The organism is Streptomyces xiamenensis, from assembly GCF_000993785.3.
Taxonomy (GTDB): domain Bacteria; phylum Actinomycetota; class Actinomycetes; order Streptomycetales; family Streptomycetaceae; genus Streptomyces; species Streptomyces xiamenensis.
This window is the reverse complement of record NZ_CP009922.3, coordinates 3,660,310-3,686,260: the sequence shown is the minus strand read 5'-3', so window position 1 is coordinate 3,686,260 and position 25,951 is coordinate 3,660,310. Positions and strand designations below refer to the sequence as shown.

Annotated in this window: 26 protein-coding genes; 15 read left to right on the top strand and 11 right to left on the bottom strand. The window is 71.8% G+C overall.

The annotated features are described in order from the left end of the window. The first annotated feature begins 26 nt into the window (after positions 1-26). From SXIM_RS17055 to SXIM_RS17040, 4 genes are all read left to right on the top strand, one after another. Positions 27-308: a hypothetical protein gene (locus SXIM_RS17055; protein ID WP_078846954.1), complete on the top strand. Its 282-nt coding sequence runs from the start codon at positions 27-29 to the stop codon at positions 306-308. A 254-nt stretch (positions 309-562) separates the two neighbouring features. Continuing rightward, positions 563-1,105: a CYTH domain-containing protein gene (locus tag SXIM_RS17050; RefSeq protein WP_078847099.1), complete on the top strand. Its 543-nt coding sequence runs from the start codon at positions 563-565 to the stop codon at positions 1,103-1,105. 10 nt (positions 1,106-1,115) lie between these two features. Further along, the gene (locus SXIM_RS17045) at positions 1,116-2,237 is read left to right on the top strand and encodes a radical SAM protein (RefSeq protein WP_046724611.1); all 1,122 of its coding nucleotides are present in this window, start codon (positions 1,116-1,118) and stop codon (positions 2,235-2,237) included. Between the two features lie 64 nt (positions 2,238-2,301). Next, the gene (locus SXIM_RS17040; protein WP_046724610.1) at positions 2,302-3,510 is read left to right on the top strand and encodes a methyltransferase domain-containing protein; all 1,209 of its coding nucleotides are present in this window, start codon (positions 2,302-2,304) and stop codon (positions 3,508-3,510) included. Positions 3,511-3,576: 66 nt separating this feature from the next. Here SXIM_RS17040 and SXIM_RS17035 read toward each other — a convergent pair whose 3' ends face one another. Beyond that, on the bottom strand, positions 3,577-4,164 hold the full coding sequence (locus SXIM_RS17035; protein ID WP_046724609.1) for a TetR/AcrR family transcriptional regulator: 588 nt from the start codon (positions 4,162-4,164) through the stop codon (positions 3,577-3,579). 72 nt (positions 4,165-4,236) lie between these two features. On the opposite strand from SXIM_RS17035, the gene SXIM_RS17030 reads away from it, so the two are divergent. The 4 genes from SXIM_RS17030 to SXIM_RS17015 all read left to right on the top strand — a co-directional run bounded on the left by SXIM_RS17030 (position 4,237) and on the right by SXIM_RS17015 (position 7,748). Then, complete coding sequence (locus tag SXIM_RS17030) at positions 4,237-5,040, top strand: SDR family NAD(P)-dependent oxidoreductase (RefSeq protein ID WP_030728841.1); 804 nt, start codon at positions 4,237-4,239, stop codon at positions 5,038-5,040. Positions 5,041-5,050: 10 nt separating this feature from the next. Next, a complete protein-coding gene (locus SXIM_RS17025) occupies positions 5,051-5,881 on the top strand; it encodes a M55 family metallopeptidase (protein ID WP_046724608.1) in 831 nt (276 codons plus the stop codon). A gap of 9 nt (positions 5,882-5,890) precedes the next feature. After that, positions 5,891-6,229, top strand: a complete 339-nt coding sequence (locus SXIM_RS17020; protein ID WP_053116232.1) for a hypothetical protein — start codon at positions 5,891-5,893, stop codon at positions 6,227-6,229. Between the two features lie 298 nt (positions 6,230-6,527). Next, positions 6,528-7,748, top strand: a complete 1,221-nt coding sequence (locus SXIM_RS17015; protein ID WP_046724606.1) for a serine hydrolase domain-containing protein — start codon at positions 6,528-6,530, stop codon at positions 7,746-7,748. Positions 7,749-8,004: 256 nt separating this feature from the next. On the opposite strand, the gene SXIM_RS17010 is transcribed toward SXIM_RS17015, so the two are convergent. Both SXIM_RS17010 and SXIM_RS28570 read right to left on the bottom strand, forming a co-directional pair. After that, positions 8,005-8,646 (bottom strand): response regulator, encoded by a 642-nt coding sequence (locus SXIM_RS17010; RefSeq protein WP_046724605.1) that lies wholly within the window; start codon positions 8,644-8,646, stop codon positions 8,005-8,007. Continuing rightward, positions 8,643-9,737 carry a sensor histidine kinase gene (locus SXIM_RS28570; protein WP_046724604.1) on the bottom strand — a complete coding sequence of 365 codons (1,095 nt, stop codon included), beginning with the start codon at positions 9,735-9,737 and terminating at the stop codon, positions 8,643-8,645. The genes SXIM_RS17010 and SXIM_RS28570 overlap by 4 nt, the downstream gene beginning before the upstream one ends. 120 nt (positions 9,738-9,857) lie before the next feature. Here SXIM_RS28570 and SXIM_RS17000 point away from each other — a divergent pair, with 120 nt between their 5' ends. Together SXIM_RS17000 and SXIM_RS16995 are read left to right on the top strand one after the other, a co-directional pair. After that, complete coding sequence (locus SXIM_RS17000) at positions 9,858-10,709, top strand: hypothetical protein (protein WP_046724603.1); 852 nt, start codon at positions 9,858-9,860, stop codon at positions 10,707-10,709. Next, complete coding sequence (locus tag SXIM_RS16995) at positions 10,706-11,578, top strand: protein-arginine deiminase family protein (protein WP_053116231.1); 873 nt, start codon at positions 10,706-10,708, stop codon at positions 11,576-11,578. Before SXIM_RS17000 ends, SXIM_RS16995 begins: the two co-directional genes overlap by 4 nt. 58 nt (positions 11,579-11,636) lie before the next feature. Here SXIM_RS16995 and SXIM_RS16990 read toward each other — a convergent pair whose 3' ends face one another. Beyond that, positions 11,637-12,284: a dihydrofolate reductase family protein gene (locus SXIM_RS16990; protein ID WP_046724601.1), complete on the bottom strand. Its 648-nt coding sequence runs from the start codon at positions 12,282-12,284 to the stop codon at positions 11,637-11,639. 190 nt (positions 12,285-12,474) lie between these two features. Here SXIM_RS16990 and SXIM_RS16985 point away from each other — a divergent pair, with 190 nt between their 5' ends. Next, entirely contained in the window at positions 12,475-13,212 is a 738-nt protein-coding gene (locus tag SXIM_RS16985) for a GNAT family N-acetyltransferase (RefSeq protein ID WP_046724600.1), read from the top strand. 101 nt (positions 13,213-13,313) lie between these two features. On the opposite strand, the gene SXIM_RS16980 is transcribed toward SXIM_RS16985, so the two are convergent. Together SXIM_RS16980 and SXIM_RS16975 are read right to left on the bottom strand one after the other, a co-directional pair. Then, a complete protein-coding gene (locus SXIM_RS16980) occupies positions 13,314-14,543 on the bottom strand; it encodes an RNA polymerase sigma factor (protein WP_420707214.1) in 1,230 nt (409 codons plus the stop codon). A 17-nt stretch (positions 14,544-14,560) separates the two neighbouring features. Beyond that, the gene (locus tag SXIM_RS16975; protein ID WP_046724599.1) at positions 14,561-14,917 is read right to left on the bottom strand and encodes a YciI family protein; all 357 of its coding nucleotides are present in this window, start codon (positions 14,915-14,917) and stop codon (positions 14,561-14,563) included. 150 nt (positions 14,918-15,067) lie between these two features. Between SXIM_RS16975 and SXIM_RS16970 the strand changes: the two genes are divergently transcribed. Continuing rightward, positions 15,068-16,579 carry a helix-turn-helix domain-containing protein gene (locus tag SXIM_RS16970; RefSeq protein WP_148236127.1) on the top strand — a complete coding sequence of 504 codons (1,512 nt, stop codon included), beginning with the start codon at positions 15,068-15,070 and terminating at the stop codon, positions 16,577-16,579. Between the two features lie 124 nt (positions 16,580-16,703). Here the strand turns inward: SXIM_RS16970 and SXIM_RS16965 are convergent, their stop codons facing one another. Further along, complete coding sequence (locus SXIM_RS16965) at positions 16,704-17,459, bottom strand: SAM-dependent methyltransferase (RefSeq protein ID WP_046724597.1); 756 nt, start codon at positions 17,457-17,459, stop codon at positions 16,704-16,706. 98 nt (positions 17,460-17,557) lie between these two features. Here SXIM_RS16965 and SXIM_RS16960 point away from each other — a divergent pair, with 98 nt between their 5' ends. The 3 genes from SXIM_RS16960 (at position 17,558) to SXIM_RS16950 (ending at position 21,112) form a co-directional block, all read left to right on the top strand. Continuing rightward, on the top strand, positions 17,558-18,925 hold the full coding sequence (locus tag SXIM_RS16960; RefSeq protein WP_046724596.1) for an FAD-binding oxidoreductase: 1,368 nt from the start codon (positions 17,558-17,560) through the stop codon (positions 18,923-18,925). 130 nt (positions 18,926-19,055) lie between these two features. Next, on the top strand, positions 19,056-19,637 hold the full coding sequence (locus tag SXIM_RS16955; RefSeq protein WP_046724595.1) for an NADPH-dependent FMN reductase: 582 nt from the start codon (positions 19,056-19,058) through the stop codon (positions 19,635-19,637). Next, positions 19,637-21,112 (top strand): DHA2 family efflux MFS transporter permease subunit, encoded by a 1,476-nt coding sequence (locus SXIM_RS16950; protein ID WP_053116229.1) that lies wholly within the window; start codon positions 19,637-19,639, stop codon positions 21,110-21,112. Before SXIM_RS16955 ends, SXIM_RS16950 begins: the two co-directional genes overlap by 1 nt. A 154-nt stretch (positions 21,113-21,266) precedes the next feature. On the opposite strand, the gene SXIM_RS16945 is transcribed toward SXIM_RS16950, so the two are convergent. The 4 genes from SXIM_RS16945 to SXIM_RS16930 form a co-directional block, all read right to left on the bottom strand. Beyond that, on the bottom strand, positions 21,267-22,199 hold the full coding sequence (locus SXIM_RS16945) for a hypothetical protein (protein ID WP_046724594.1): 933 nt from the start codon (positions 22,197-22,199) through the stop codon (positions 21,267-21,269). A 115-nt stretch (positions 22,200-22,314) separates the two neighbouring features. Continuing rightward, a complete protein-coding gene (locus SXIM_RS16940) occupies positions 22,315-23,841 on the bottom strand; it encodes an ABC transporter substrate-binding protein (RefSeq protein ID WP_148236126.1) in 1,527 nt (508 codons plus the stop codon). A 231-nt stretch (positions 23,842-24,072) separates the two neighbouring features. After that, complete coding sequence (locus SXIM_RS16935; protein ID WP_030728878.1) at positions 24,073-24,378, bottom strand: carboxypeptidase-like regulatory domain-containing protein; 306 nt, start codon at positions 24,376-24,378, stop codon at positions 24,073-24,075. Between the two features lie 171 nt (positions 24,379-24,549). After that, positions 24,550-25,923, bottom strand: coding sequence for a metallophosphoesterase (locus tag SXIM_RS16930; protein ID WP_046724592.1), 1,374 nt, complete (start codon positions 25,921-25,923; stop codon positions 24,550-24,552). Between the last annotated feature and the right edge of the window lie 28 nt (positions 25,924-25,951).

The following is a 25,951-nucleotide window of genomic DNA, read 5'->3' as shown; positions in this document are numbered from 1 at the left end:
TCACCTCCATACTGGAAGGAGATCGCATGGACGCGCAGCAGGCCCGTCGAGTGCAGGCCGTATTGCGGCAGCTCAACATTCCCGGCGTAGTAGCCCCGGAAGATCCGAATAATCCCGCCGTCGCCTGGCGCGTGTACAACAGAACCGACCACGCGACGCGCTGCGATGTAACCGCTGACGCCCTGGCTGCTCTGGCGGCCACGTTTCCCGATGAAGAACCCGCCCCTGGCCCGAAGCGGGGATTCGTCATCCCAACCAATGGCGAGAAGGGAACGGAGATCCCACCAGATGACGGCGCCGGCGATTGACGCGTACTAGGCACGTAGGCCCGACTTCCAGGAACGAGGGGGTTTCGTTCTGCCGTCCCCCGACAACTGAACGACGTCTTTCGCATGCCGGCGCCGGAGACCGAGGCTGCAAGCACGATTGCGACCCAGCTCCCAGCGGCGGCGACAAGAAGGACTCGCAGTCAGCCGGTAGGCGGCGCTGGGAGCCTGTGCACGATCCCCGTAAACCCAGAACAGGGCTCCCCCGCGCAGAGAAGCACAAGATGGGAGACGCTGTGAGCACCACGGAGTACGAGGCCAAGGCACTGGACATCGACGTTCAGGCCATCACCGCACGGATCAGAAATGAAGGTGGCCTGCATGTCGCCGACCGGCTTATGCGGCGGTACGTGTACGACGTCGTGCCGGGCGAACGAGGGCGCTGGGTCAGGCTGCGGGACACAGGAACCGAGGTCACGTTGTGCGTCAAGCAGATCGTTTCCGATGCGATCGACGGCACGCACGAGGAAGAGGTCACGGTCTCCCATTTCGAGGACACGCACGCCCTTTTGAACCTGATGGGCTTCACGGCGAAGGCGTACCAGGAGAACCGGCGCGTGTCATACGTGCTGGACGATGTGCGTCTTGAGATCGACTCGTGGCCGCTGATCCCGCCGTACTTGGAGATCGAGGGCGACAGTGTCGAGGACGTCATCTCCACATCGAAGATCCTCGGACTGGACCCGGAGAGTCTGACTGCTGTGAACGCCCTCGGAATCTACGCCCGGCATGGAATCGATCTCACGCAGATCGAAGAACTGCGTTTCCCGCCTCTATGAGAGGTACGCCGTGTATGCGGAAGATCTGACCGGCCTGCCCGTTTCCGTGGTGCCGGATCGTACAGTTCGAGTAAAGGTCATCGACGCTTGCGGGCTGGCCTGCGGATTCTGCCACAACGAGGGAACCCCCGTGGCCGCCGACAATGCCGGCCGCCAACCGGGCGAGTACATCGGTTCTCCTGGCAAGAGCGGACGAGTATCCATCTACCTGCGCACTAATGGGGCCTCCTTCTTGCCCGCCAGGATCGAGCCCAGCACTGACTTCGCCCTTGCCCTCGCCGCCCTACGGGGGTCGGTGGAGACCGACGAAGTCCACTTCACCGGTGGGGAGCCGACCCTTCATCCCCGGCTCCCGGACCTGGTGGCCCAGGCGCGTCGGCTGGGGCTGACCGTGGGGCTGACTTCCAATGGCGAGAACGGTGCCGCCGTGCTGAAGGACTGTGCGAAAGCCGGACTCGACCGGGTCAATCTCTCGGTCTTCGGCACCACGGCAGATGAACTGGCCGCTGTCCAGGCACCGCGCCTCGGTTCGGTGAAGCTGGCGGAGCGGAAGATCACGGCCTTGCACGCCACCATCGACGCGGCACTGCGCAACGGCGTCAAGGTGTCGGCCAACCTCGTGGTGCCGGATCGCAGCCACGTCCCGCGCGTGCTGCGGGTCATCGAGGATTACGGCCGCGATGTCGCCGTCCGCATGCTGATCAATCTCGAAGACGGGGATGCGTCGCTGGCCGCGATGCGGGAGGTTCTGGATTCCGTCGGAGCGGTACCCGTGCACCGCATCTTCACGGCCGGCACCTCGGACCAGCGCACCCGCTACCGGCTGCCGGACGGCCGCACGTTGTACGCCAAGTCGATCCGTCCCGTACGGCTGCCTCAAACCTGTGAAGGCTGCCGTTTCAACAATGAAACCGATTGCGAGGAGGGCTACTACGGGATCCGGCTCTACCGAGCCCAGCACGGCCCCTTCATGGTCGGGGTGTGCATCCAGCGGATGGATCTGTGCTGCACACTCGGCGAGTTCGTCATGAGCAAGATCCGCGACGAGGTGCGTGCTGTGCGAGAGCAAGAGCTATCGCGTCTGCGCTCGGAACACCGATCCCGGCTACACGAAGAGGCCGCCGAGTTGTAGCGGACGCTCTGGGGTGGGTTGCGACAGATAGGACAAGCCGTGCGAGGGCGATGGAGAAGGGCACGTGAAATCTGATCGAAGGGAGCGCGTCAGTCCCCTTGAAGGACTGACGCGGTTCCTGCTGCGCACCGGTGCGATGGCGCGGGAGTGGGCCGACGCGTTCGAGGCCGTGCCGCGTGAGGTGTTTCTGCCCGATCTGATGTGGCCGTACGACATGGAGACCGGCCGGAGCAGGACGGTGGACCGGCGGACGGATCCGGTGGCGTGGGAACGTGAGGCCTACGCCAATGTTCCCGTCACCACGCAGTGGGACGACGGGCAGCACCCGGGGCCCGGGCCGGGCCGGGTGCCGACCAGTTCGGCGAGCATGCCGTCCGTCGTGACGCGGATGCTGGGCGATCTCGATGTGTACCCCGGCGCCCGGGTGCTGGAGGTCGGGACGGGGACCGGCTGGAACGCCGGGCTGCTGTCCGCGCGGCTGGGCGATCGGAACGTGGTCTCCGTCGAGGTGGACAAGCGGGTGGCGTCTCGGGCGCGGGCGAAGTTGGGCAGTCTCGGACTGTATCCCGAGGTGGTGTGCGCGGACGGCCGGGACGGCTGGGCGGCGCGGGCGCCGTACGACCGGGTGATCGTCACGGCCGGGGTACGGGAGTTCCCGCCGGCGTGGGTGCGACAGACCCGGCCGGGCGGCCTGATCGTGGCCCCGTGGGGGACGCACTACTGCGACGAGGACGCGTTGGTACGGCTGACCGTGGCCGAGGACGGGACCGCGAGCGGGCCGTTTCTACGCCCGCTGGAGTTCATGAAGCTGCGGGCGCAGCGCCTGGACTGGGGGCGGTCCGGCCGGCATGTCTGGGAGTATCCGGGAGACGCGGACGAGTCGGCCACCAGCGTGACCCTCTCCGATCTGGGCGAAGGGCAGCGGTTCCGCGGGGCGCGGTTCGTGCTGGGGCTGTGCGTGCCGGACTGCGCCCATGTGCTGAACGCCGGGGAGGATGGCGAATCGACGCTGTGGTTCTTCGACATGGCCGAGGGGTCACGGTCGTGGGCGTCGGTCCTTTTCCAGGATGGGAAGGACAAGGCCACCGTCTACCAGTCCGGGCCACGCCGACTGTGGGACGAGGTGGCGCGGGCGCTGGAATGGTGGCGGGGGCAAGGAGCCTCGCAGTTGAACTCCTTCGGGCTCACCATCAGCCGTGACGGAACAAGTCGGCCCTGGATCGGCGATCCCACGCGTCCGCTGCCGACATTCGGGGCCGGGTTTCGGGATTGATCCGGTGGGCGGGGCCGACTCCGGGGGGCCGGTTTCCCCATGCCCGGCGCGGGCGCGCTCCGTGCTCTAGGCGCGGAGGGTGGCGACCGCCTCGTCGAAGAAGCGCTCGGGGTCGTCGGCTCCGCCGGAGCGGTACCACGCGTCGACGGCGGCGTCGAGGCAGGCCAGCGCGGCGGCGACGAAGGCCAGGGCGCGGGGATCGGGGGCCGGGGAGGCGGGCAGGCCGAGGCGGCGCTGCACCTCGGGGGCGAGCAGTTCCTGCCAGCGCAGGTGCTTCTCCAGGTGCCGGGCGCGCAGGGAGGGCGCCTCGTGGTGGATGCGCGCGAGGATCAGCTGTTCCTGCGGGCTGCCCGCCTTCTGCTGGAGCACCAGGAACGCCTGCTTGATGGCGGTCCAGGCCGACTCCTCGGCCGGACGGGCCTCCAGAGCGGCGCGCACCGACTCTCCCAGCGCCTCGGTGTCGCCGAGGACGACGTCCTCCTTGCTGCCGAAGTAGTGGAAGAACGAACGGCGGGACATGCCGACCGCGGCGGTGATCTGGTCGATCGTCGTTGCCTCGAAGCCGTTCTCCGCGAAGAGCCGTACCGCGCTGGCGGTGATTTCCGTGCGAGCCGCGCGGCGCGCGCGCTCGCGGAGCGAGGGGGTTTCGGCCATGCACTCAGTCTAGATCTCTGCACTGCATGCGTCACCTTGCACTGAGTGCAAGATATTGCGTACGGTGCAGTCATGACTCCGATCAGCTTCTCCGGTCAGACCACGATCGTCACGGGCGCCAGCTCCGGCATCGGTACCGCCTTCGCCCGCGAACTCGCCCGCCGCGGCTCCGACGTCGTCCTCGTCGCACGGCGCCTCGACCGCCTGGAAGAACTCGCCTCCGAGCTGCGGACGCGGCACGGCGTGCGTGCCACCCCGATACCCCTCGACCTCAGTGAACCGGGCGCGGGCCGGCGGCTGGCCGCCGAGCTGGGCCGACGGGACATCACGGTCGACGGTCTGGTGAACAACGCCGGTTTCGGTACCGACGGCCCCTTCCACGAGGAGGACCCGGACCGCCTCACCGACGAGATGAACGTCAATGTCGCCAACCTCGTCGATCTCACCCGCGCGTTCATCGAACCGCTCCGCGACTCCGGCCGGGGCGTTCTCGTGAATGTCGCGAGCATGGCGGCGTACACCCCCGTTCCCGCGATGGCGGTCTACGCCGCCTGCAAGGCGTTCGTCCTCAGCTTCACCGAGGCGCTGTGGCACGAGTCGCGGGGTACCGGCCTGCGGGTGCTGTCACTCGCCCCGGGCCTCACCCGGACCGAGTTCTTCGACGGCCTGGGCAGCGGGGCCCACCAGGGCTCTTACCAGACCCCCGAACAGGTGGTCGCGACCGCGATGCACGCGCTCGACCGCGGCCGGCGACCGAGCGTGCAGTCGGGCCGCCGGAACGCGCTCGTGGTGAGGCTGCCCCGATTGACCACCCGTCGACGTGCCGTCCTGCTCAGCGGGGCGATCTCGGCCCGGTCCTCCGGGGCGGCGGCGTAAGGTCGGGCGGGTGACCAAAATACTGATCTCTGTGGACATGGAAGGTATCTCGGGGGTCGTGCACGCCTCCGAGACGCACCCGGACGGCTACGACTACACGCGGGCCCGTACCACGATGACGGCCGAGGTCAACGCCGTGATCGACGGGGTGCTGGAGGGGGAGCCCGGGGCCGAGGTCTGGGTGGCCGACGCGCACGGGTCGTTCCGCAATCTGCTGCCGGAGGAGCTCGACCGGCGGGCGCTGCTGGTGCGGGGGAAGCCCCGGCCGTTCGGGATGCTCGGCGGGCTGGACGCGGAGACCGACGCGGTGCTGTTCGTCGGATACCACGGGCGGGCCGGGTCCGGGCCCGCCGTGATCGCGCACACCATGAACGGCATCATCCTGGATGTGCGGGTGGCAGGGCTCTCCCTCGGGGAGATCGGGCTGAACGCCGCCATGGCCGGACACCTCGGGGTGCCGGTGGTGCTGCTCAGTGGTGACGACGTGGCCTGCGCCGAGGTGCGCGAGCTGGTGCCCGAGACGGTCACCGTCGAGGTGAAGCAGGCGCTCGCCCAGGGCGCCGCCGTCGCGCTGCACCCGCAGGAGGCGCGGGACCGGCTGCGGGCCGCCGCCGCGAAGGCCGTGGCGCGGCGGGATGAGGTCACACCGTTCCGGGTGCAGGGGCCGGTTGACATCGAGATCGACCTGGGCCGGGCCCACACGGTCGATCTGGCCATGCTGGTGCCGGGCGTCACCCGCGTCGGGGGCGGGCGGACCATCGCGTACTCCGCCGCCGACTTCGCCGAGGCCTACCGGCTGGGCCTGCTGATCGCCCAACTCGGCAACATCACCCCCGCGTAGGGTTGCGGAATGACCGCTGACGCCATAGCCGGACTGCGCCAGGTGCACGCCCGGCTGAAGTCCATCGGGACTGACACCATCCCCCGTCCCCATGAACTGGAGGCGGCGGCCGAGAAGGTCCTCGCCTGCTCCGCCGAGCTGGGCGATGTCGCCGTCGCGGATCCGGAGGAGGTGCGGCGCCTGCTGGCCTACGCCGTGAAGTCGCTCAGGGCAGCGGAGAAAGCGGCCCGCGCCCACCACAGCGACCCGGCGGGCCGGCCGCTCTCTCCGGTACGTTTCGCGCTCAAGGCCGGCTCGGCCGACGGCGCGCTCGAAAGCGTCCTCGAACTGCTCGGCCCCGGCAACTAAGGGGAATGACAAAAGGAACCTCCCGGCGGTGTCGGGGCGTCAGTTGTCGCGCCTCAGTGATGAGTCGATGACCGTCGTGCCCCCTCCTCTTCCGACGGGCAGTCGGCTGCCTTCGAAGCTGTATTGGGCCGCACTCAGGGAGTCAGCACCAGCGCCAAGCAGGGGGTTACCCCCATTACCTGCCGCGCCTCCACTGCGTAGCGTGATCGTCGTTCCCAATTCTGTTCAATTCGATGGAGGAATAGCGACAATGAGGTACGGGCTTCGTCGGCGAGGTGGTCGGCAAGGGAAGCGCCTCGTGGCCCTGGCGACGGTCACTGCGGCGCTTTTTTCGGGGATGATGGTGTCGGGAAGTGGGCCGGCCGTCGCGTACGCGGTGGTGGAGCCATCCGGGCGCAGTGTTACCGCGTCACTACGCAGTGACCTTGAGAAATATCTGGATGATCAGGGCGCCAAGGATCATTTCTCAGCGGTCTCCCTTCGGGTGACCTATGCCGATCAGCGACCTGATATCTCGGTCGATGTGGGGACGTTCCGCTACGGCGGTGGCCGGCCGGTGAACAGCGGGGCGCTGTGGCAGATCGGCAGCAACACCAAGGCGTTCACGTCCGTGCTGCTGCTTCAACTGGAGACCGAAGGAAAGCTGTCCATGACGGACAAGCTGGGACAGTGGCTTCCCGAGTATCCGGCGTGGCGCGATGTCACCATCACGCAACTGCTGTCGATGACCAGCGGCATCCCCAACTACACCGAGCAGAGTGCGTTCCTGAGGGATTTCGACGCCAACCCCTACACGCGCTTCACACTGGAGCGCCTGATGTCCTATGTGGAGGGCCTGCCACTGGGTCCCCCGACGTACGAGTACTCGAACACGAACTACCTCCTCGCGCAGATGATTGTCGAACGAGCGTCGCACGATACTTACGTTGAGCAGCTCGCCGAGCGCATCATCGAACCTCTCGGAATGAACGACACCTGCCTCCCCCCGTACTGCCCTCCGGGCACGGCCTCGCGCATGCCGACGCCGTACTCCACCCATTCCGACCTGCCGAACCATCTCAACAAGTCGGTTCCTCCGCTCGCCCTGTCCTGGGCGCAGGGAGCGGGTGGCCTGGTGAGTTCGCTGGAGGACATGACGGCCTGGGACAGGGCGCTGTACAGCGGTCAACTGCTGCCCCCGGCGCAGCAGCGCGAGCTGGAGTCTTTGGTCTCGATGCAGACGAGTGAGTCCATCGAGAACGTCACGGCCGACGATCCCATGGGTTTCGGGCTCGGTCTCGTGAAGATCGCTCATCCTGTGGCCGGGACGGTCTGGTTCTATGAGGGGGCCACTTATGGAAACCGGGTGCTGCACATGTACCTCCCGGAGACTGGCACGATCATCGCCATTGCTGTCAACAGCGCCGTCGGCGGAGAGGACACGCTGCCCGACCTCGCCGGTACCGTCTACGAGACTCTTTCGGCGCAGAACGCAACAAGTTCTCCCACGACACCAGTAGCCCCGGAGCCGGCTGCGTGACGTCCAGGTAGCCGCACTGCGAGGTCTGAGCTCCCTCTTCCTGAGCTCGGCCTTCAACGTGGCGGGGCACCCGGCCTGCTGAGGCCCCGGGAATCGGCAGGCCGTGATGCGGCCGTTCCTCGCGGTGGCGGCGAGGTACGACAAGCTCGCCGTCCGCCATGAGGCGACCGTGCTGGTCGCGGCCATCAGCGCATGTCTGTGACCAGCACTTTCGAAAGCTGCGTCTCGGCCGCGACAGTCCCAGGAAGTTGCCGGTTCAGGGGCCTTCCATCAGCCCCGCGCCCCAGGCCCAGGCGGCGACGCCGACCCGGTTGCGGGCGCCCACTTTGCGCTGGGCCGCCGCCGCGTGGGTCTTGACCGTGCCGAGGCCGATGCTCAGCGCCGTGGCGATCTCGCCGTTGCTCAGTCCCCGGGCGACGAGGCGAACGACCTCGCTCTCGCGGGCGGTCAGCACCGAGGGGTCCGGGCCGGTGGCGGGGCGGGGCGCCGGGAGCCCGCGCAGCAGGCGGGCCGTCAGGGAGGGGCTGATGAGCGTGTCCCCGGCCATCGCCGCGCGGATCGACTCCACCAGCAGGGCCGGCCCCGAACGCTTCAGCAGATAGCCGGCGGCGCCCTCGCGCAGCGCCGGGCCCAGGTAGGCGTCGTCGTCGAACGTGGTCACCACGATCACCCGGTGGCCTTCGGGAGCGAGCCGCCGCACCACCTCCAGTCCGTCCACCCCGGGCATCCGGATGTCGGCCAGCACCACGTCGGGGCGCAGTTCCCGGGCCGCCGCCACGGCGGCGAGCCCGTCCGCCGCCTCCCCCGCCACGCACATGTCGGGCTGTGCCCCGACGACCATGCGGAACCCGTGCCGTACGAGGTCCTGGTCGTCGGCGATCAGGACGCGGATCGTCACGCGCCACCCCACACGGCCGTGGTGTGCCAGCCGCCGGACGGGGTGGGGCCGGCGGTCAGGGTGGCGTCCTCGGTGGCCAGGCGGCGGCGCAGGGCGGCCAGTCCGGTACCGGCGCCGGCGGCGGGACGGGCGGTGGCAGCGGGCGGGACGGAGTTGAGGACCCGCACCGTCAGGCCCTCACCCCCGCGTGCCACCGTCACCCGGACGTCGCCGCAACCGGGCGCGTGGCGCCGTACGTTCGTCAGCGCCTCCGTCACCAGCCGGTGTGCGGAGGGCGGCACGTCACGGACGGCCGGGTCCAGGTCCAGGGTGGCGGAGCCGTACCGCCGGACGGCGGCGGTCAGTTCGGCGAGCACCGCGCCCGGAGCGGTCGGGCCGGAGTCCTCGCCGTCGTCGGCGTCGAGCATGCGGACCGTCTCCTCCAGGGTGTCCATCGCGCGCAGCCCCGCCGCCTCGATGCGGCGCAGCACGGCCATCGCCGCGTCCGGGTCGCCCGCGGCGACGAGTTGGCCGGCCTGGGCCTGCACCAGCATGCCGCTCACCTCATGGGCCACGAAGTCGTGCAGATCGCGGGCGAGCGCGATGCGCTGCGCCCGGCGGGCCTCGCGGACCGCGTGCGCGCGGCGGGTGTCCTGGGCCCGCAGGTGGCGGCCGGCGGCGACGGCGGCACCGGAGGCGGCGGCGGCCAGCAGGCAGATGACGGTCAGTTCGTCTGCGGGCGAGGGAGGTTCGAGGTGGAGGCCGACGCGCAGCGGCAGCGCGGTCAGGGCCAGCACCGGCAGTACGGCGTGCCGGAGGCCGCGGCGGGCCGCCGGCACGGTCAGCGCGAGCAGGGCCGCGGTCTCCAGGAGCCACCAGGGGCCGACCGCGTTGCCCGCCGGGCCGCGGTAGGCGGCGGTCGCGGCCAGCGACCCCGCCGCCACCGCCGGGGTCGCCAGGTGAGGGGACCGGGCCAGCAGGGCGGCGCCGCCCGCCAGGGCCGCCGGGAGCGCGATCAGCGGTCCGGCCGAGGGCAGCGCGAGCAGGGCAGCGACCGTCAACCCGGCCGCGAGCAGCCCCCGTACGCCTTCGCCGACCGTCCACCCGCGCATCGGGCCAGCGTACGGGCGTGGGCGGGGTGCCGCCTCTGCCGTTCGGCAGAGGCGCGGGGGTGGTGTTCTCTGTCCGGTGGCCGATCCGCCGGGCGGTGTCGCTCGCCCAGGGTGGGGATCATGAGACGCACCGCAAGGCTGGCCGTCGCCGCGAGCACGGCCGCCGTCCTCCTGATCCCGCTCGCCGGCTGCCAGTCGGCCGGCGGCCCCGGTTCCACGGTGACGCTGACGGCGGCCGTTCCGTACGTCATGCCCAACCTCGATGACAGCGCCGGCCTTTGCCCTTCCCTCGGCGAGGACGGGGCCCGGCTCCCCGACGACGCGCTGGCGGCCTGCCACGACGCCGCCGACGAGGTGGTGAACGGGGCGCTGGACGCCCTGGACCTGGCCCCGTTGCGGATCGGGGCGCTGCCGGGGCTCGGCGAGGGCGCTTACGGGACGGTCCGGGTCGATCCCGCGTCGGCCCCGTACACCCGGCTGTTCGTGCGGGAGGGGACCGCGTACACCGTGCTGCCCGCCGAGGAGCGGCTGAGCGCGGCGCAGTTGCGTGACGGTGTCGAACTCGCCCTGGAGGCCACCGACCTGGTGCGCGACCCGGCGGTGTGGGACGGCGGGATCGAGGTCTCGCTCACCGTCGTGGACGGCGGGCGCACGGAGCGGGCCCACGCCGCGCTGCGGGTCGCGCCGCTGATCCTGACCCACGATCTGCTGCCGATCGACCGGATGGTGATGAGCGACAATGGGACCACCCCCGAGGACGCCGAACGGCATGGCTACGACCCGGAATCCCCCGCCGCACCGGTCGAGGACGGCGAGGAGGTCTTCCGGGAGGAACTGAGCGCCGCGCTGGAGGCGGCCGGGCTGAACGGGCACCTGCTGGAGTATCCGACGGGCGGCGACCGGTGGATGCGGGACCAGTTCATCACCGGCTACTTCGCCGTACCGGACCGGACGGAGAGGTGCGGCGGATGAACGTGCTGCTGCGCTCGGCCGATGTGATGCCGGAGGGGAGCACCGCCGACTTCCCGCTGCGCGACGCGGGGCGCTCGGCGTACACGGTGCTGGGCGGCCCCGGTACGGCGGTGATCCAGGAGTACGACGCCGGCCGGGTCGGGGACGACGAACGCAGCCAGCTGTGGGGGTCGTTCAGCTCCACCGGCAACTTCCTGGTCACGCCGCCGGACGCGGGGGCGCCGGCGGGCCGGGTGCTGTACGGATCGGACGGCGGGGACGCGGCGCCGGACGCGGACTTCCTGCGGCTGCTGGAGGCACAGCGCGAGCAGCGTCCGCTGGCCGTGGACACGAGTTGGCTGGGCGTGGGCCACATCGACGAGTTCCTGTCCTTCGTCCCGGCGGACACCGCGCGCGGCTGGGCGGCGCTGGTCGCCGACCCGGAACGCGGCCTGCAACTGACGGGCTCGGAGGACCCGGAGGTCCTGGCGGGGACCCGGATCGCGGCGCGGGGCATCGAGGCGGCGCTTGACCTGTTCGAGGACGAACTCGGGCTGGGGGACGAGGACATCGTGCGGGTGCCCGCGCTCTTCGAGCGGCTGGTGATCCCCGGCTATCCGCGCCAGGACGTCGTCGCCAACGCCCTGCCCGCCGTGGCGAACGGCGTGCAGACCGGGGCCGGCACCTTCCTCGCCCCCGAACCGCACGACGCGGCGTTCAAGGCCGAGACCGAGGCGGCCTTCGCGGCGGCCGGGGCCGGTCACGTGGCGTGGGTCGAGGAGTGGGACTACGCGCACGCGGTGGGCACGGTGGGCGGCGAGATCCACTGCGTCACCAACGCGCTGCGGGACACGACGGGTGCCGGGCCGTGGTGGAGCGAGGAGGAGTGAGGCGTGCGGGGGCGGCGGGGGATACGCACCCGCCGCCCCCGGCCGGCGCCGGGTGCGGTCACTTCCGCCAGAAGAGGTGGTGCGTCATGCCGCTCGGGCTGGGCACGACCTCCAGGTGGTACCGGTCGAGCAGTTCCTCGGGTGACTCCCACAGGCGCAGTCCGGACCCGAGTTCCACCGGTGCGACCGCCACATGCAGCGTGTCGACGAGACCGGCGTCCAGGAACTCCCGGACGGTGCTGACCCCGCCGCCGAGCCGGACGTCCTTGCCCCGCGCCGCCTGCCGTGCCTGCTCCAGGACGGTGGCCGGGTCGGCGTCGACGAAGTGGAAGGTGGTGTCGGAGAGGGTGAACGAAGGACGCGGGTGGTGGGTCAGCACGAACACCGGGGTGTGGAACGGGGGTTCCTCTCCCCACCAGCCGCGCCACTCGTGGTCGGTCCAGGGGCCGCGTTGGGGCCCGAACTTGTTGCGGCCCATGATCTCGGCACCGATGTTGTGCGCGAAGTCCCGCGTGAAGTAGTCGTCCAGGCCCCTGCTCCCTCCGGGGTCGGTGCGGTTGGGCCAGCTCGCCGTCGCACCGGCCCAGGCGAACAGCTCCGCCGGGTCGACCGCATGGCCGAACGGATGTTCAAGGCTCTGGTCCTCTCCGGCACCGATCCCGTCACGTGAGACGGTGAAGTTCTGGACTCTCAGCAGCTGAGCCATGTGTTCCTCCTGTGTGGTCGAACCCTGATGGTGGGACTTCCCGGACGGCGCGAACTCATCGCAGCGCCGTCCCCCGGCCGGAATGGGGCCATTCGCGCGCACGGACGGCGGACGGGGACCGGGCGGCCGCCGCTATGGACGAACGCCGTCGCTCGGAGGCGTCACCGCCACGCGTGCCAGGATCGGGGGCATGCCGATCGATCCGCCGCTGTTCACCGCCGCCCGTGCCGTCTGGGAGTCGCTGGCCGGTGTGCCGGTGGCGTTCCGCCCCGACCAGGGGCCGCAGGTGGTGCTCTCGCCCGCGTCGGGCCTGTGCCCGCCCGGATGGGCCGGGGTGGCGGCGGTCGGTGGGGCGGTGATCGCGACCGTTCCGGAGGAGGCGTGGGCCGCGCCGGTACGGGCAGCCCTCGCTTCGCTGTCCGCCGGGGCGGCCGTCGACCCGGCGGCCGTACGCCGTGTCCTGCCGGTGGCCGAGTCGCTCGGCCCGGCCGCGCTGGCGTATCTGGACGCCGCTCATTTCCGGCCGGTGGACGACGGCGGGCCCGCGGTCGTCCACCTCCCGGCCCGGCACGCCGCGGTGGAGGAGCTGGAGCGGGAGTCCGGTGCGCAGGACGCGGACGAGGCGGACCTGGGACGGATCACCTCGCCCGCGTTCGTCGTCCTCAACGGCGAGACGGTGGTGGCCGCGGCGGGCTACCGGCGGTGGGCCGGGGGCGCGGCGCACATCGGCGTGCTGACCCGGCCCGGCCGCCGGGGGCGGGGCCTGGCCAGGGCGACGGGTTCGGCGGCTGCCGCGCACGCGCTGGCGGCCGGGCTGCTGCCGCAGTGGCGAGCCCGGATCCCGGCGTCCCGGCGGGTGGCGGCGGCCCTGGGCTTCGCCGAACTCGGGGCCCAGCTCAGCGTCCGCCTCCGGCGACCGAGCCGGTAGCGGGTCCGCCGGCAGGCCCGACGGCAGGCGTGACAGCGGGCGTGACAGCGGGCGTGACAGCGGGCATGGCAGCAGCCACGACAGCAGGCGTCGCCGCAGGTCTAGCGGGCGGACCGTTCCAGCAGCAGTTCCCGTTCCCGCTCGTTGTGGGTCAGGGACGCGGCGCGGCGGAACTCTTCGCTCGCCTCGGCGTCCCGGCCCAGCCGCGCGAGCAGGTCGCCGCGCACGCTCGGCAGCAAGTGGTAGTCCTTCAGGGCCGGTTCCTCGCGCAGCGCGTCCACTAGGGCCAGGCCGGCCGCCGGGCCCTCGGCCATGGAGACGGCGACCGCCCGGTTGAGGGCCACCACCGGGGAGCCGGTGAGGGTCAGCAGCCGCCCGTACAGCGTGGCGATCATCGCCCAGTCGGTGTCCTCGTAGCGGGCGGCCCGGGCGTGGCAGGCGGCGATCGCGGCCTGCAGCGCGTACGGTCCGCCGCCGCCCGCGCGCGCCAGGGCGTCGGCGCCGCGCCGCATGAGGGGCCGGTTCCAGCGGGTGCGGTTCTGGTCGGCGAGCAGCACCGGTGCCCCGTCCGGTCCGGTCCGGGCGGGGATGCGGGAGGCCTGGAACTCCAGCAGCGCGGCCAGGCCGTGCACTTCGGGTTCCCCGGGCATCAGGGCGGCCAGCACCCGCGCCAGCCGCAGCGCGTCCTCGCACAGGGCGGGGCGGACCACGTCGTCCCCGGCGGTGGCCGTGTACCCCTCGTTGAAGATCAGGTAGATGACCTCCAGGACGGAGGACAGCCGGGCGGCGCGGTCCTCGCCGTACGGCACCTCGAAGCCGACGCCGGCCGTCGCGAGGGCGCGTTTGGCGCGCACGATGCGCTGGGCGACAGCGGGTTCGGCGGCCAGCAGGGCGCGGGCGATCTCGGCGGTGGTCAGGCCGCCGAGCAGCCGCAGGGTGAGGGCGGTGCGCGAGGCCGTGGGCAGCACGGGGTGGCAGGCGGTGAAGATCAGGCGCAGCAGATCGTCGTCGATGTTCTCCGGATCGGGCGGGTCCGGGGGCGGGGTGGTGTCCTCCAGCGACCGGCCCACCTCGGCGAGCTTGCGCGCGTACGTCTCCTTGCGGCGTACCAGGTCGATGGCCCGGCGCCTGGCGGTGGCCGTGAGCCAGGCGCCCGGCTTGTCCGGGACGCCCGACTCCGGCCACTGTTCGAGGGCGGCGACCAGCGCGTCCTGCGCGATCTCCTCGGCGATGCCCACATCGCGCACGATGCGGGCCGCGGCGGCGATGACCCGCGGGGATTCGATCCGGTAGGCCGCCTCGATGGTGGCCGTCACGCGTGGTTCCGTCACGGCCACCCATCAGACCATCAGTCCTCGGTGATCTGCCGCACCTCGGCGGTGATGTTCCACACGTCGGGGTGGATCTCCAGGAAGCGCTTGGTCCAGTACAGCGCCTCCTCCTTGTCCTTGGCCTGGATGATCGAGTAGCCGCCGATGACTTCCTTGGTCTCGGTGAACGGCCCGTCGGTGTAGGTGAGTTTGCCGCCGGACAGGGTCACGCGGGTGCCCTCGGAGCTGGGGGTGAGCCCGGCGGTGTCGAGCATGACCCCGGCCTTGGTGATCTCCTCCAGGAGCGCCCCCATGCGTGCCCCGAAGTCGGCGGGGAAGCCGTCGGCGGGGATGTTCTGTTCGTCGTTGCGGATCAGCGTGATGAAGCGGGGCATAGTGGCTCCTGGATCGCTCGGTGGGCGGGGGCTTTCCCTGCCTCACCCTTACGTCGAACGGGGACGGGCCGGATCGACACCGCGCCCGTATTTTTTTCTGTGGCGGCTTTTCCGTGTCGTGGGCCGCGCTGGTGCGAGGGGATGGTTGCCGTGGAGGGGTTGCTTCGGGCCGCCGGGGGCCCGGCGGGTGTGGGCGGCGTGCTGGAGTGGCTGGGGGCGCGCCTGGACGCCCAGGTGGCGGTGGTGGGCGGGCGCGGCGACGGCCCGGTGGAGGTCGAGGAGGCCACCGCGGGGTTTCCGTCCGCTGCGCGGGCCGGCCTCCAGGAGCTGGCCCCCCGGGTGGTCGGCGGCCGGCTGGCGTCGGCCGCCACCACCACCGGCGGGGAGGGCGGGGCCGGGTCGTGGTGGCTGCGGCTGGAGCGGATCGGGCCGCGGCCGCCGCACCGGGTGCTCGTGGTGGCTGCCGAACGGGCCCCGGACCGTGCGGAGTCGGCCGTCGCTTCGCAGGTGTGCGGGGTGCTCGACCTGCTGTTCCGGGCCCGGGAGACGGACGCGGCGCGGCGCGGCTACCAGCGCAAGGCCCGGCAGCTGCGGCTGGCGCTGTTCCAGGCGCTGATGGCGGGGGATCCGGTGCTGGCGCGGCGGATGTCGGCGGGCGATCCGGCCGGGGTGCTGGAGACGGAGCGGGCGCGCGTCCATCTGCTGCGCTGTGCGCCGGGGGACCGGGACCGGCTGGCGCAGACGTACCAGGATCCGTCCGGCTTCCACGGCCGGGCCCTGATGGTGCGCTGCCCGGTGTACGACGAGCATCTGATCTGTCTGATCCCGGAGGGCGATCCGGCGGGCGAGCCGCTGGCCGGCGCGCTGCGCGAGCTGGTCGGCGCGAACCGTACGTACACGCTGGGCATCAGCGCCGTGCAGCCGCTGGCCGCGACCGCCGAGGCGTACGAGCAGGCCCGGCACGCGCTGGCCGTGGCCCGCACCACCCCGGACCGGATCGCCGGCTACGAGGGACGCGAACCCCTGGCGCGGCTGCTGCCGCCCGCCCCCGCCGGCCGCTGGGCCGCCGGGCTGCTGCGGCCCCTGGACGCGGTGCCGCGGCTCGCCGTGGACATCACCGGTCTCGCGCTGAGCATGCCCCGCGCCGGGGTGGCCCGGTTCCTGAACCTCAGCAGGACCACCGTCGGCGCGCACGTACGGGAGGTGGAGAGCGCGCTGGGCATGGATCTGCACGCCGTACGGGACCGGGCCGCGCTGCACCTGGCCGTGGCCCTGGCGGCGCGGCGGGCGGACCCGCCCTGGGCCACCGACCCGGAGCCCGGCGCCGGCACCGGCCCGGGTGACGCCCCGCGGCTCACCGATCTGCTGGGGACGGACGCGGCGCGGCGCTGGGCGCGGGCGTTCTGGACTCCGCTGGCCGGGGCGGAACACCACCGCGTGCGCGGCACCCTGCGCGGCTGGATCGACGCCAACGCCGACGCCCGGCGGGCCGCCCAGGAGCTGGGCCTCAGCCGCACCACCGTCACCGCCCACCTGCGGACCGCCGAACGGCTGCTGCACCGCGACCTGAGCGCCTCCGGGCCCGGCATCCACGATCTGGTGCACGCGCTGCGGATCAGCGTGTCCAGCCACGAGGCCGATTCTGGGCACCGTGCACAGTGACCCGCCCTTGTGCCCGGTGCCGTCCCGGCGGTCTACTCGCATAGTCACCATCGGGGGGCGAGGGATCCGCGATCAGATGGAGCGCACGGTCGCGGATCCCTCGTAGTGACCCGGCCGCGCCGGCTCAGCGTGTACTGCGCAGCACCAGACTGACGAAGCCGAAGGTGCCCCGGTAGCCGTGCAGCCACGCGTCGCGGTGCGCCGCGGCCGTCTCGGCGGCCTCCCCCGCCTTGGGGTGGTCGGGGTGGTCCAGCGCCCAGGCGGTCAGCGATCCGGTCCAGGACCACTCGTAGTCGTCCCACTCGTCCAGGGTGCTGGTGTGCCCGTAGACCGGGGCCCAGCCGGCGCCGGTGATCCGGTCGACCGTGGTGGCCAGGTCGGCGTAGGCGTCCGGCCCCTCCCCCAGCGCCTCCAGTACGGCCGGGGTCGGTTCGCGCTCCCAGAAGCCGTCGCCGATCAGGACCCGGCCGCCCGGCGCGAGGTACGCGCGGAGGGCGTCCAGGGTGGGCAGCAGGCCACCGAGGGCGTGGGTGGAGCCCACGCACAGAACGACGTCGAACGGTTCGGGGGCGTGGTAGTCGGCCGCGCTCAGCTCGTGCAGTTCCAGCCGGTCCGCGACGCCGCGTGCCCGGGCCTCCTCGGCCGCGCGGGCCAGTCCGGCGGCGTTGATGTCGATGCCCACGGCGCGCAGCCCGGGGAAATGGTCCAGCGCCTCCAGCAGCCAGGCGGCCTCTCCGCAGCCCACGTCGAGGACGCGCAACTCGGCCGCGTCGTCGTCCCCCAGGGCCCGTTCCAGCAGTTCCAGAACGGAGTGCGGGTGGAGCGGCGCCGCGATCGGGTGGTGGGCATGGGTGATGAGGTGTCTCTCGTAAGGCTGCATCCGGCCAAGATCTCACCGGGCAGGGGGTCCGGCCAGCGATTTTCCCGGTGTCGCGCGTGGGCTTCCCACCTTCCTGGGGCGGTGCCAGGATGCGGATTATGAGCGATCTTGTGTCCCGGCTGCGGGAGGGTCTGCCGGCCGAGGCCGTGCTGACCGACGCCGATGTCCTCGCTTCGTACGCCCACGACATGGCCAGCTTCTGCCCGGCCGGCACCCCGGCGGCGGTGGTGCTGCCGCGCGAGGTGGAGCAGGTACGGCACGTCCTGCGGGTGGCGAGCGAACTGCGGGTTCCGGTCGTGCCGCAGGGGGCCAGATCCGGGCTGTCGGGGGCGGCCAACGCCGTGGACGGGTGCGTCCTGCTGTCGCTGGTGCGCATGAACCGCGTCCTCGACATCGACCCGGTGAACCGGATCGCGGTGGTGGAGCCGGGGGTCGTCAACGCCGAGCTGTCCAAGGCGGTGGCCGGGCACGGGCTGGCGTACCCGCCGGATCCGTCCAGCTGGGAGCAGTGCACCATCGGCGGGAACATCGGTACCGGGGCCGGTGGGCTGTGCTGTGTGAAGTACGGGGTGACGGCCGAGTACGTGCTCGGGCTCGATGTGGTGCTGGCCGACGGCCGGTTGCTGTCGACGGGCCGCAGCACCGCCAAGGGGGTCGCCGGGTACGACCTGACGCGGCTGTTCGTGGGGTCCGAGGGCACCTTGGGCGTGGTGGTGCGGGCGGTGCTGGCGCTGAAGCCGGCGCCGCGACAGCAGCTGGTGCTGGCGGCGGAGTTCGCTTCGTCGGCCGCCGCCGGGGACGCGGTGTGCCGGATCATGGCGGCCGGTCACGCCCCCTCGCTGCTGGAACTCATGGACCGCACCTCCGTCCAGGCCGTGAACCGGATGATGCGGATGGGGCTGCCGGAGTCCACCGAGGCGCTGCTGCTGGCCGGGTTCGACACCCCGGAGCCGGGCGCGGAGCTGGCGGCGGTCGGCGAGCTGTGCCGGGCGGCGGGCGCCACCGAGGTCGTGCCGGCCGAGGACGCCGCCGAGTCCGAGATGCTGCTTGCGGCGCGGCGGGCCGGGCTCTCGGCGCTGGAGGCGGTCAAGGGCACCACGATGATCGACGATGTGTGCGTGCCCCGGGCCCGGCTGGCGGAACTGCTGGACGGGGTCGCGGAGATCGCCGACCGGCACCGGCTGACGATCGGCGTCATCGCGCACGCCGGGGACGGCAACACGCACCCCACCGTGTGCTTCGACGCCTCGGACGAGGACGAGGCGCGGCGGGCGCGGCAGTCGTTCGACGAGATCATGGCGCTGGGCCTGGAGCTGGGCGGCACCATCACCGGCGAGCACGGGGTCGGGGTGCTCAAGCGGGACTGGCTGGCCCGAGAACTGGGCCCCGATGCCCTGGAGTTGCAGCGCGGGATCAAGGCGGTGTTCGACCCGCTGGGGATTCTCAACCCGGGCAAGGTGTTCTGACCCGCGCGGGCGAGGGGACGGCCGGGCGGGTCGCCCGGCCGGAGCTTGACCTCAAGTTCCCTTGAAGTATCAGCATGGGCGATGCCCGGCCGATCCGGCCGGACCCACCGGAACAGGACAGGACATCGCCATGTCACCGATCCCCCGCCGCCCGCTCCGCCTCGCCGTCATCGTCGGCAGCGTGCGCGAGGGCCGCATGGGCCCGACCATCGCCCGCTGGTTCGCCGAACACGCCGCGCGCCGCACCGACATGACCGTCGACGTCATCGACCTCGCCGAGCACCCGCTGCCGCTGGACATGGCCGGCGGCACCCCAGGCACCGACGCCCTCGCCACCCGCCTGGCCGCGGCGGACCTCTTCACCGTCGTCACCCCCGAGTACAACCACAGCTTCCCGGCCGGCCTCAAGAACGCCATCGACCTGCACAACAAGGAGTGGCACGCCAAACCGGTCGGCTTCGTCTCCTACGGCGGCGTCTCCGGCGGCCTGCGCGCCGTCGAGCAACTGCGGCAGGTCTTCGCCGAACTGCACGCCGTCTCCGTCCGCGACACCGTCAGCTTCCACGGGGTGTGGGGCAGTTTCGACGGCACCGGCCGCCCCGTGGACCCCGAGGGCTGCGGCGGCGCCGCCACGACGATGCTGGACCAACTCGCCTGGTGGGGCCGGGCGCTGAGCGACGCCCGCGCCGTACAGCCGTACGGAGCCCGCTGATGCGCACCGCCGAGGTCGGCGTCCCCGCCATATCCCCCGGCGACGGACCGGCCGCCCCGCTCCCGCCGCGCTCACCCGTGCCGCGGCTGGGGGCGCTGGCCACCGTCGTCATCATCGGCTCGGTGATGATCGTGCTGGACACCACCGTCGTCGCCATCGCCTACCCCACCCTGGCGCGGGAGTTCGGGGCCGCGATCACCACCGTGCAGTGGGTCTCCTCCGGTTACACCCTGGCGCTGGCCGCCGTCATCCCCACCGCCGGGTGGGCGATGGGCCGGTTCGGCAGCCGGCGCGTCTACCTCACCGCCATCGCCGCCTTCACGGTCGGCTCCGCGCTGGCGGGCCTGGCCTGGAACATGGAGTCGCTGATCGCCTTCCGCGTCCTGCAAGGGCTGGCCGGCGGCCTGGTGTCCCCGGTCGGCATGGCCGTCATGCTCCAGGCGGCGGCCCGGCGCGGCAGCGACAACGGCAAGGTGATGAGCCTGCTGGGCATCCCCATCCTCATCGGCCCGCTCACCGGCCCGGTGCTGGGCGGACTGCTCATCGACTCCGTCTCCTGGCGCTGGATGTTCCTCATCAACGTGCCGGTCGGGGCGCTCGCCGTGCTGCTGGCGGTACGGCTGCTGCCGCGCGACGCGCCCCGCTCGGGGCAACGCCTGGACCTGCCCGGGCTGCTGATGCTCTCGCCCGGTCTGGGCGCGTTCATTTACGGGCTGACCCGGGGCGCGGAGGGCGAGTCCGGCATGACCTCGGCGCACTCGCTCGTGCCCACCGCCGCCGGCCTGGTGCTGATCACGGCCTTCGCGGTACGCGCCCTGCGCACGAGCTCGCCCCTGGTACGGCTGCGACTGCTGGGGGAACGCCGGCTCGCCGTGGGGGTGGCGACCGTGTTCCTGTTCGCCACCGGCTACTTCGGCTCGATGGTGCTGGCGCCGATCTACTTCCAGTCGGTACGGGAGGCGTCCGTGCTGACCGCCGGACTGATGGGCGCTCCACTGGCGCTCGCGTCGGGAACGGTGATGCAGTTCGCGACCCGGCTGACCGACCGGGTGGCGCCCCGCTCCATCGTGGTGCCGGGCGTGCTGCTGGGCGCCGCCGGGTTCGCCGGGTTCGCGCTCCAGGCGCAGGCGGACACCCCGTACTGGCGGCTGATGATCGCGCTGATCGTGATCGGCGCGGGGGGCGGCATGACCCTGATGCCGAGCATCGCCGCCGCCACCCGGGGGCTGTCCCCCGACCAGGCCCCGGCGGCGTCCACGCTGATCGCGATCTTCTCCCAGATCGCCGCCTCCGTGGGCGCGGCGGCGGTGTCCCTGCTGATGGCGCGGCGCCTGACCGAGCCGTTCACGCGGGCCGATCCGGAGACGATGACGCAGGCCGTCCGGCACGCGTACCTGTGGCCCGTGGCGGCGGTGCTGCTGGCGCTGATCCCGGCCCTGCTGTCCTCTCGCCGGCCACCGGAACGGACCGGTTGACGGGGGGCCGTGGCCGAGCGGCGGTGCCGGCGGGATCCGGGACAGCGGGGGCGTTCCCGGATCCCGCCGGCACGGCCGGGCGCACCGCACGGGCGGCGGCAGCCGGCGCTTCCGAGCGGGCCCGCTCCGGGGGCGCTCCCGACCGCGCGGTGGGTCAGGGCCGGTCGGTGGCCCGGTCGGGCCCGGCGGCGTTCGCCTCGCCGTCCTTGCCGAGGAACACCTCACCCACCGCCGCACGGTGTGCGCCGCCCTCCTCGCCCCGCTCCCCTGGATCCGTGTCCTCCGCGTCCTCCCCGGCCTCGCGGAGGACGGACTCCAGGTACAGCGCCAGAAGTTCCTCGGGGGTACGGGGGAACCGGCCGAAGTCCTCGTCGCACAGCTCCCGCGCGGCCTCGTCCAGTTGCTCCGCGAAGCGCCGGCGGACGGCCCCCCTCGCCAGCCACAGCGCCGTGCCGACCAACGGGCGCCAGATGCCACGGCCTGTGACGGTCACGCTGATCTCCAGCAGCCACTCGCCCGGCTCGCCCCGGCTCGGGGTGATCGCCACGGTGGCACGGGCCAGGGTGAACGCGGCCTGCGCCGTCACCGGCGCCGGACCGTCCGCGCCGGTGGTCAGCGCCTCCCACCAACGGGGCCAGTCCAGCCGCGCGCTGCCCTCTCCCCACACCATCCGGCGGCCGAACACCGTCCAGCGGTTCAGCGCCCCGCGCGCCGACACCTCAAGCCGCCCCGGGTGCTCCGCGCTGCGGAAGCTCACCTCCGCCGTGCCCTCGGCCGCCTCCAGATCCGGCCGCTCCGAGGCGAGTTCCAGTTTCAGCGCGCTCTCCGCGCGGCGGTCCCACGCCCATACGGTCGTGGTCAGCCGCGCGGTGTCGTCCAGCGGTGCCGTGAACCGTTCGCCCTGGCGCAGTCGTCGGGGCAGTGCCAGTTCGCCCCGTTCGGCGCACCGGCGTATCTCTTCCTCCGGTATCGCGTCGGCCTGCTGGACGAGCATGCTCTCGGCGATCTCGTGCAGCGTCGGGAGGAGGCTTTCCACCTCGCGGCGATCGAGGGCCTGGGTGGCGATCGTGTGGCGCAGACGTGTCATGGGCGCCATGTTCCCGTATGCCGCGGCTTTGTCGTGCATATGCCGCAGACATGCCGCCGCCCGGCCGGAAGGGGTCCGGCCGGGCGGCGGTACTGCTTCGGTGGGGGAACAGCCGTTACAGGCGGCTCAGTTCCCACAGGCGCCAGACGCCGGAGCTGCCCTGGAGATGCTGGAGGCCCGTGATGTCGGGTCCGGCCAGCACCAGCCGCTTCTCCTGCCAGATCGGCACGATGGTGGCGGCGTCGGCGGCCAGTTCGTGGATCTCGCGGAAGCTGTCGTCCGTACGGCCCCGGTCGGACTCCGCCTGGGTCTCCTCGATCAGACCGTAGATCTCGCTGTTCACGTAACCGGTGCGCATGCTGTCACCGGGGCCGAGCAGCGAGTCGGTGAAGGTGGCGGGGTCCGGGTAGTCCGGGCGCCAGCCGATGAGGTACGCCTCGAACTCCCCGGCGTTCTTCATCGGGATGAATTCCTGCCAGTCGTAGTACTCGATCTCCACGTCGAACAGGCCGTCGGCCTCCAGCTGCTGCTGGATGAGTTCGGCCTCCTCGTGGTTGGCGGCACCACGGGAGTAGGCGAGGGTGAACGGGATCGGCAGCTCGTAGCCGGCCGACTCCAGCTTCTGGGTCAGCTCCGCCGGGTCGGGCGCGTCACCGTACAGGTCGTGGTACGGGGTGCCGTGGCCGGTGAAGCCCACGGGTATGAGGGAATACAGCGGCTCCACCGTGTTGCGCTGCACCTGGCGGGCGATCGCCTGCCGGTCCAGGACGGCCGCGGCCACCTGGCGCACGGTCTCGTCCGACATCACCGAACCCTCGATGTCGGTGGCCAGCGTCATCACGCGGATCGAGCCACCGGTCGACTCGTACACCCGGTACTCGGGCGAGGCCGAGTTGATCTCGGCGACCACCTCGGGCGGCAGCTTGCCGTCCGCGACGTCGATCTCGCCCCGGTCCCACGACTCCGCCAGCAGGTCCTCGGCGGAGGTGCCGTCCTCGTCCTGCACGAAGTAGCGGACGGTGATGGGGAAGTCGGAGACCTCGTACGGGCCGTCGTAGTTCGGGTTGGGCACCAGTTCGGCGCTCACGTCCGGGGTGAACGACTTCAGCAGGTACGGGCCGGAGCCGTCGACCTTGTTGTCGGTACGGACCTCCAGCTCCTCGTACTTCTCCCGGTCGACGATGGCGCCCGTCGTACCGGCCACGATGAACGGGAAGGTGGCGTCGGTGTGGGAGAGCTCGAAGACGATGTCCTGGCCGTCGACCCGGACCGCCTCCAGCGAGCTGAGCAGGGTGATCGGCCCGGAGTAGTTGAACTTCTCGTCCTCCGGGATGTTCGGGTCGTCCGCCTCGCGGCTGGCCCGCTCGCCCATGGCGAGGATCCGGTCGTAGGAGAACTTCACGTCGTCGGGGGTGATCTCCCGCCCGTTGCTGAAGGTGAGGCCCTCCCGCAGAGTGCAGCGGTAGACGGTGAGCTCGGTGTCGGTGAAGCCGCAGCTCTCGGCCGCGTCCGGCTCCGGCTCCTCCTTCCCCGGGACGAAGGTGAGCAGCGACTGGTAGAGGTTGCTCATCAGGTACCAGGCCGCCGCGTCGGTGGCGGCCCCCGGGTCCACGCTGGTGGGTGGGGATGTGCTCCCCACCACGATCGGGTCCTTGTCGCTCCCCTTCGGCCCGAACAGCAACCAACCGCCAAAGGCGCCCAAGACCAGCACTACGGCCAGCCCAATGCCTATGGCCCCTTTGGCTCGGATCCCTCGCACCCGCCGCGCCCTTCATCGGAAGACATGTCGCGGGCCAAGCCAACCACAGGGGCATATCCCGTGCACCACGCGGGAGACAACGGACCGGCCACAACTCGCCCCGTGATCAAGCCGCTACGGCACCATCGTGCCCGGCACATCGATGCGGAACTCCACCTCGACGGGCCGCCCGTCGAGGCTCACCGTAACGCTCTGCGCGCCCAGTTGCGGCGAGAAGGCCGCCAGCAGATAGTCGCCCTCCCCGGGCGCGCGCACCTGGAAGCCGCCGTCGTCGGCGCTCCGCGTCTTCTCCAGCTGTCTGCCCCCAGGAACAGCCAGGGTCACCACGGCCCGCGGCAGTGCCACACCGAGCGAGTCGCGGACCGTACCCCGGATGACCAGAGCGTCCCCCGCAACGGCCCCGGACTCCGATTTGCTCACTTTGTCCTCCTATGTCCATGCGCATCGTAGCTGTTGCGCACTTCATCTGTTCCCATGTCGTTATCCAAGACATCAGAGTGAGCCGAATAGTTGACCGACAGAAGAGGATGAGACGAAATTCGGACGGATGTCCGGTCCGGCCCCGCTCGGGCCGTGTTTCCGGGCGGCGGCTCAGGTCTGCGTCGAAGCCAGCTCGATGACCGTGATGTCCGGGTCCGCGCCGACCCGGACCGGCGGGCCCCACGCCCCGGCGCCGCGCGACACGTACAGCTGGGTGTCCCCGTACCGCTCCAGCCCGGCCAGGGTCGGATTGGCCAGATCGGCGACATAGGTGACCGGCCACATCTGGCCACCGTGCGTGTGCCCCGACAACTGGAGATCGACGCCGGCGTCCACCGCGTCGTGGATCAGCACCGGCTGGTGCGCCATCAGCACGCTCGCCCGCTGCCGGTCGCGGTCCCCCAGCGCCGCCTCGAAGTCCGGACCGCCGTGCGCGGTGCCCTCGCCCTGGACGTCGTTGACCCCGGCCAGATCGAAGAACGGCAGCTCGACCCGGGCGTTCTCCAGCGGGATCATGCCCAGCTCCCGGACGTGGTCCACCCACTCCAGGGTGTCCACGTAGTACTCGTGGTTCCCGGTGACGAAGTACGCGCCGTCCGCCGCCTCCAGCTCCGCCAGTGGCGCCGCCGCCGAGCGCAGGTCGGAGACCTCCGCGTCCACCATGTCCCCGACCACCGTGATCAGGTCGGGCTGGGAGCGGTTGATGGCGTCCACGATCCGGCGGCTGTGCGAGCTGCCGAGTATCGCGCTGAGGTGGATGTCACTGACCACCGCGATCCGGTAGCCGTGCGCGGCGCGCGGCAGCTTCGCCAGCGGGACCCGGACGTGCTTGGTGGTCAGCTGCCGGAAGCGGTAGCTGCCGTAGCCGACGGTGCCCGCCGCGACCAGGCCGGCGCCGGCCGCCACCGTACGGGCCACGAACTGGCGGCGATCCGGCTCGGTACGGCCCGGCACGCCCTCCGGGGTCCGCCCGGGTACGTCGTCCGCCTGCCCGGCCGGCACCGCCTGCCGCTCCGGCGCGTCCGGGAGCCCGGCGGAACCGGCGCCCTGGCCCGGACCGCCGGCGGCCCCGACCGTCACCGGCTCGTCCTCGCGCTCCGCCACGCTCTGGGCGGACACCTCGGCCTCCGCGGCCTCCCCCGGCACGCCGGCCCGCTCCACGCGCCGCGCGTCACGACGGCGCAGCACCCGCAGCACCAGCGGCCGCAGCACCTCCCCCACCGCCAGCGACAGCAGCAGGTACAGCAGCACCGCGATCCAGTAGCTGCCCGGCCACGCGACCGCCTTCTCCACCTCGAACGGCAGGCCGAACGTGCCGCCGAACTGGAACAGCACGGTGGTCACCGGCATCACCACCAGCACGACGGTCCCCACCCGCCGGTACACCCCGCCCGGCGCGGACACGTCCGCGACCAGCCGTTTCCACAGGTACCAGTGAACGGCGCTCAGCAGCAGCAAAACGACAAGGGCCCCGACGATGGCCATGAAGATCCAGATCCTCTCACTGACACGG

Coding starts and splice junctions, on each gene's coding strand:
- SXIM_RS16930 (WP_046724592.1), bottom strand. CDS start 25,923: ATGGCCATCGTCGGGGCCCTTGTCGTTTTGCTGCTGCTGAGCGCCGTT.
- SXIM_RS16950 (WP_053116229.1), top strand. CDS start 19,637: ATGCGCACCGCCGAGGTCGGCGTCCCCGCCATATCCCCCGGCGACGGA.
- SXIM_RS17020 (WP_053116232.1), top strand. CDS start 5,891: ATGACCGCTGACGCCATAGCCGGACTGCGCCAGGTGCACGCCCGGCTG.
- SXIM_RS28570 (WP_046724604.1), bottom strand. CDS start 9,737: ATGCGCGGGTGGACGGTCGGCGAAGGCGTACGGGGGCTGCTCGCGGCC.
- SXIM_RS16945 (WP_046724594.1), bottom strand. CDS start 22,199: ATGACACGTCTGCGCCACACGATCGCCACCCAGGCCCTCGATCGCCGC.
- SXIM_RS16995 (WP_053116231.1), top strand. CDS start 10,706: ATGAACGTGCTGCTGCGCTCGGCCGATGTGATGCCGGAGGGGAGCACC.
- SXIM_RS16990 (WP_046724601.1), bottom strand. CDS start 12,284: ATGGCTCAGCTGCTGAGAGTCCAGAACTTCACCGTCTCACGTGACGGG.
- SXIM_RS16960 (WP_046724596.1), top strand. CDS start 17,558: ATGAGCGATCTTGTGTCCCGGCTGCGGGAGGGTCTGCCGGCCGAGGCC.
- SXIM_RS17000 (WP_046724603.1), top strand. CDS start 9,858: ATGAGACGCACCGCAAGGCTGGCCGTCGCCGCGAGCACGGCCGCCGTC.
- SXIM_RS16965 (WP_046724597.1), bottom strand. CDS start 17,459: ATGCAGCCTTACGAGAGACACCTCATCACCCATGCCCACCACCCGATC.
- SXIM_RS17035 (WP_046724609.1), bottom strand. CDS start 4,164: ATGGCCGAAACCCCCTCGCTCCGCGAGCGCGCGCGCCGCGCGGCTCGC.
- SXIM_RS16955 (WP_046724595.1), top strand. CDS start 19,056: ATGTCACCGATCCCCCGCCGCCCGCTCCGCCTCGCCGTCATCGTCGGC.
- SXIM_RS16985 (WP_046724600.1), top strand. CDS start 12,475: ATGCCGATCGATCCGCCGCTGTTCACCGCCGCCCGTGCCGTCTGGGAG.
- SXIM_RS17055 (WP_078846954.1), top strand. CDS start 27: ATGGACGCGCAGCAGGCCCGTCGAGTGCAGGCCGTATTGCGGCAGCTC.
- SXIM_RS16975 (WP_046724599.1), bottom strand. CDS start 14,917: ATGCCCCGCTTCATCACGCTGATCCGCAACGACGAACAGAACATCCCC.
- SXIM_RS17030 (WP_030728841.1), top strand. CDS start 4,237: ATGACTCCGATCAGCTTCTCCGGTCAGACCACGATCGTCACGGGCGCC.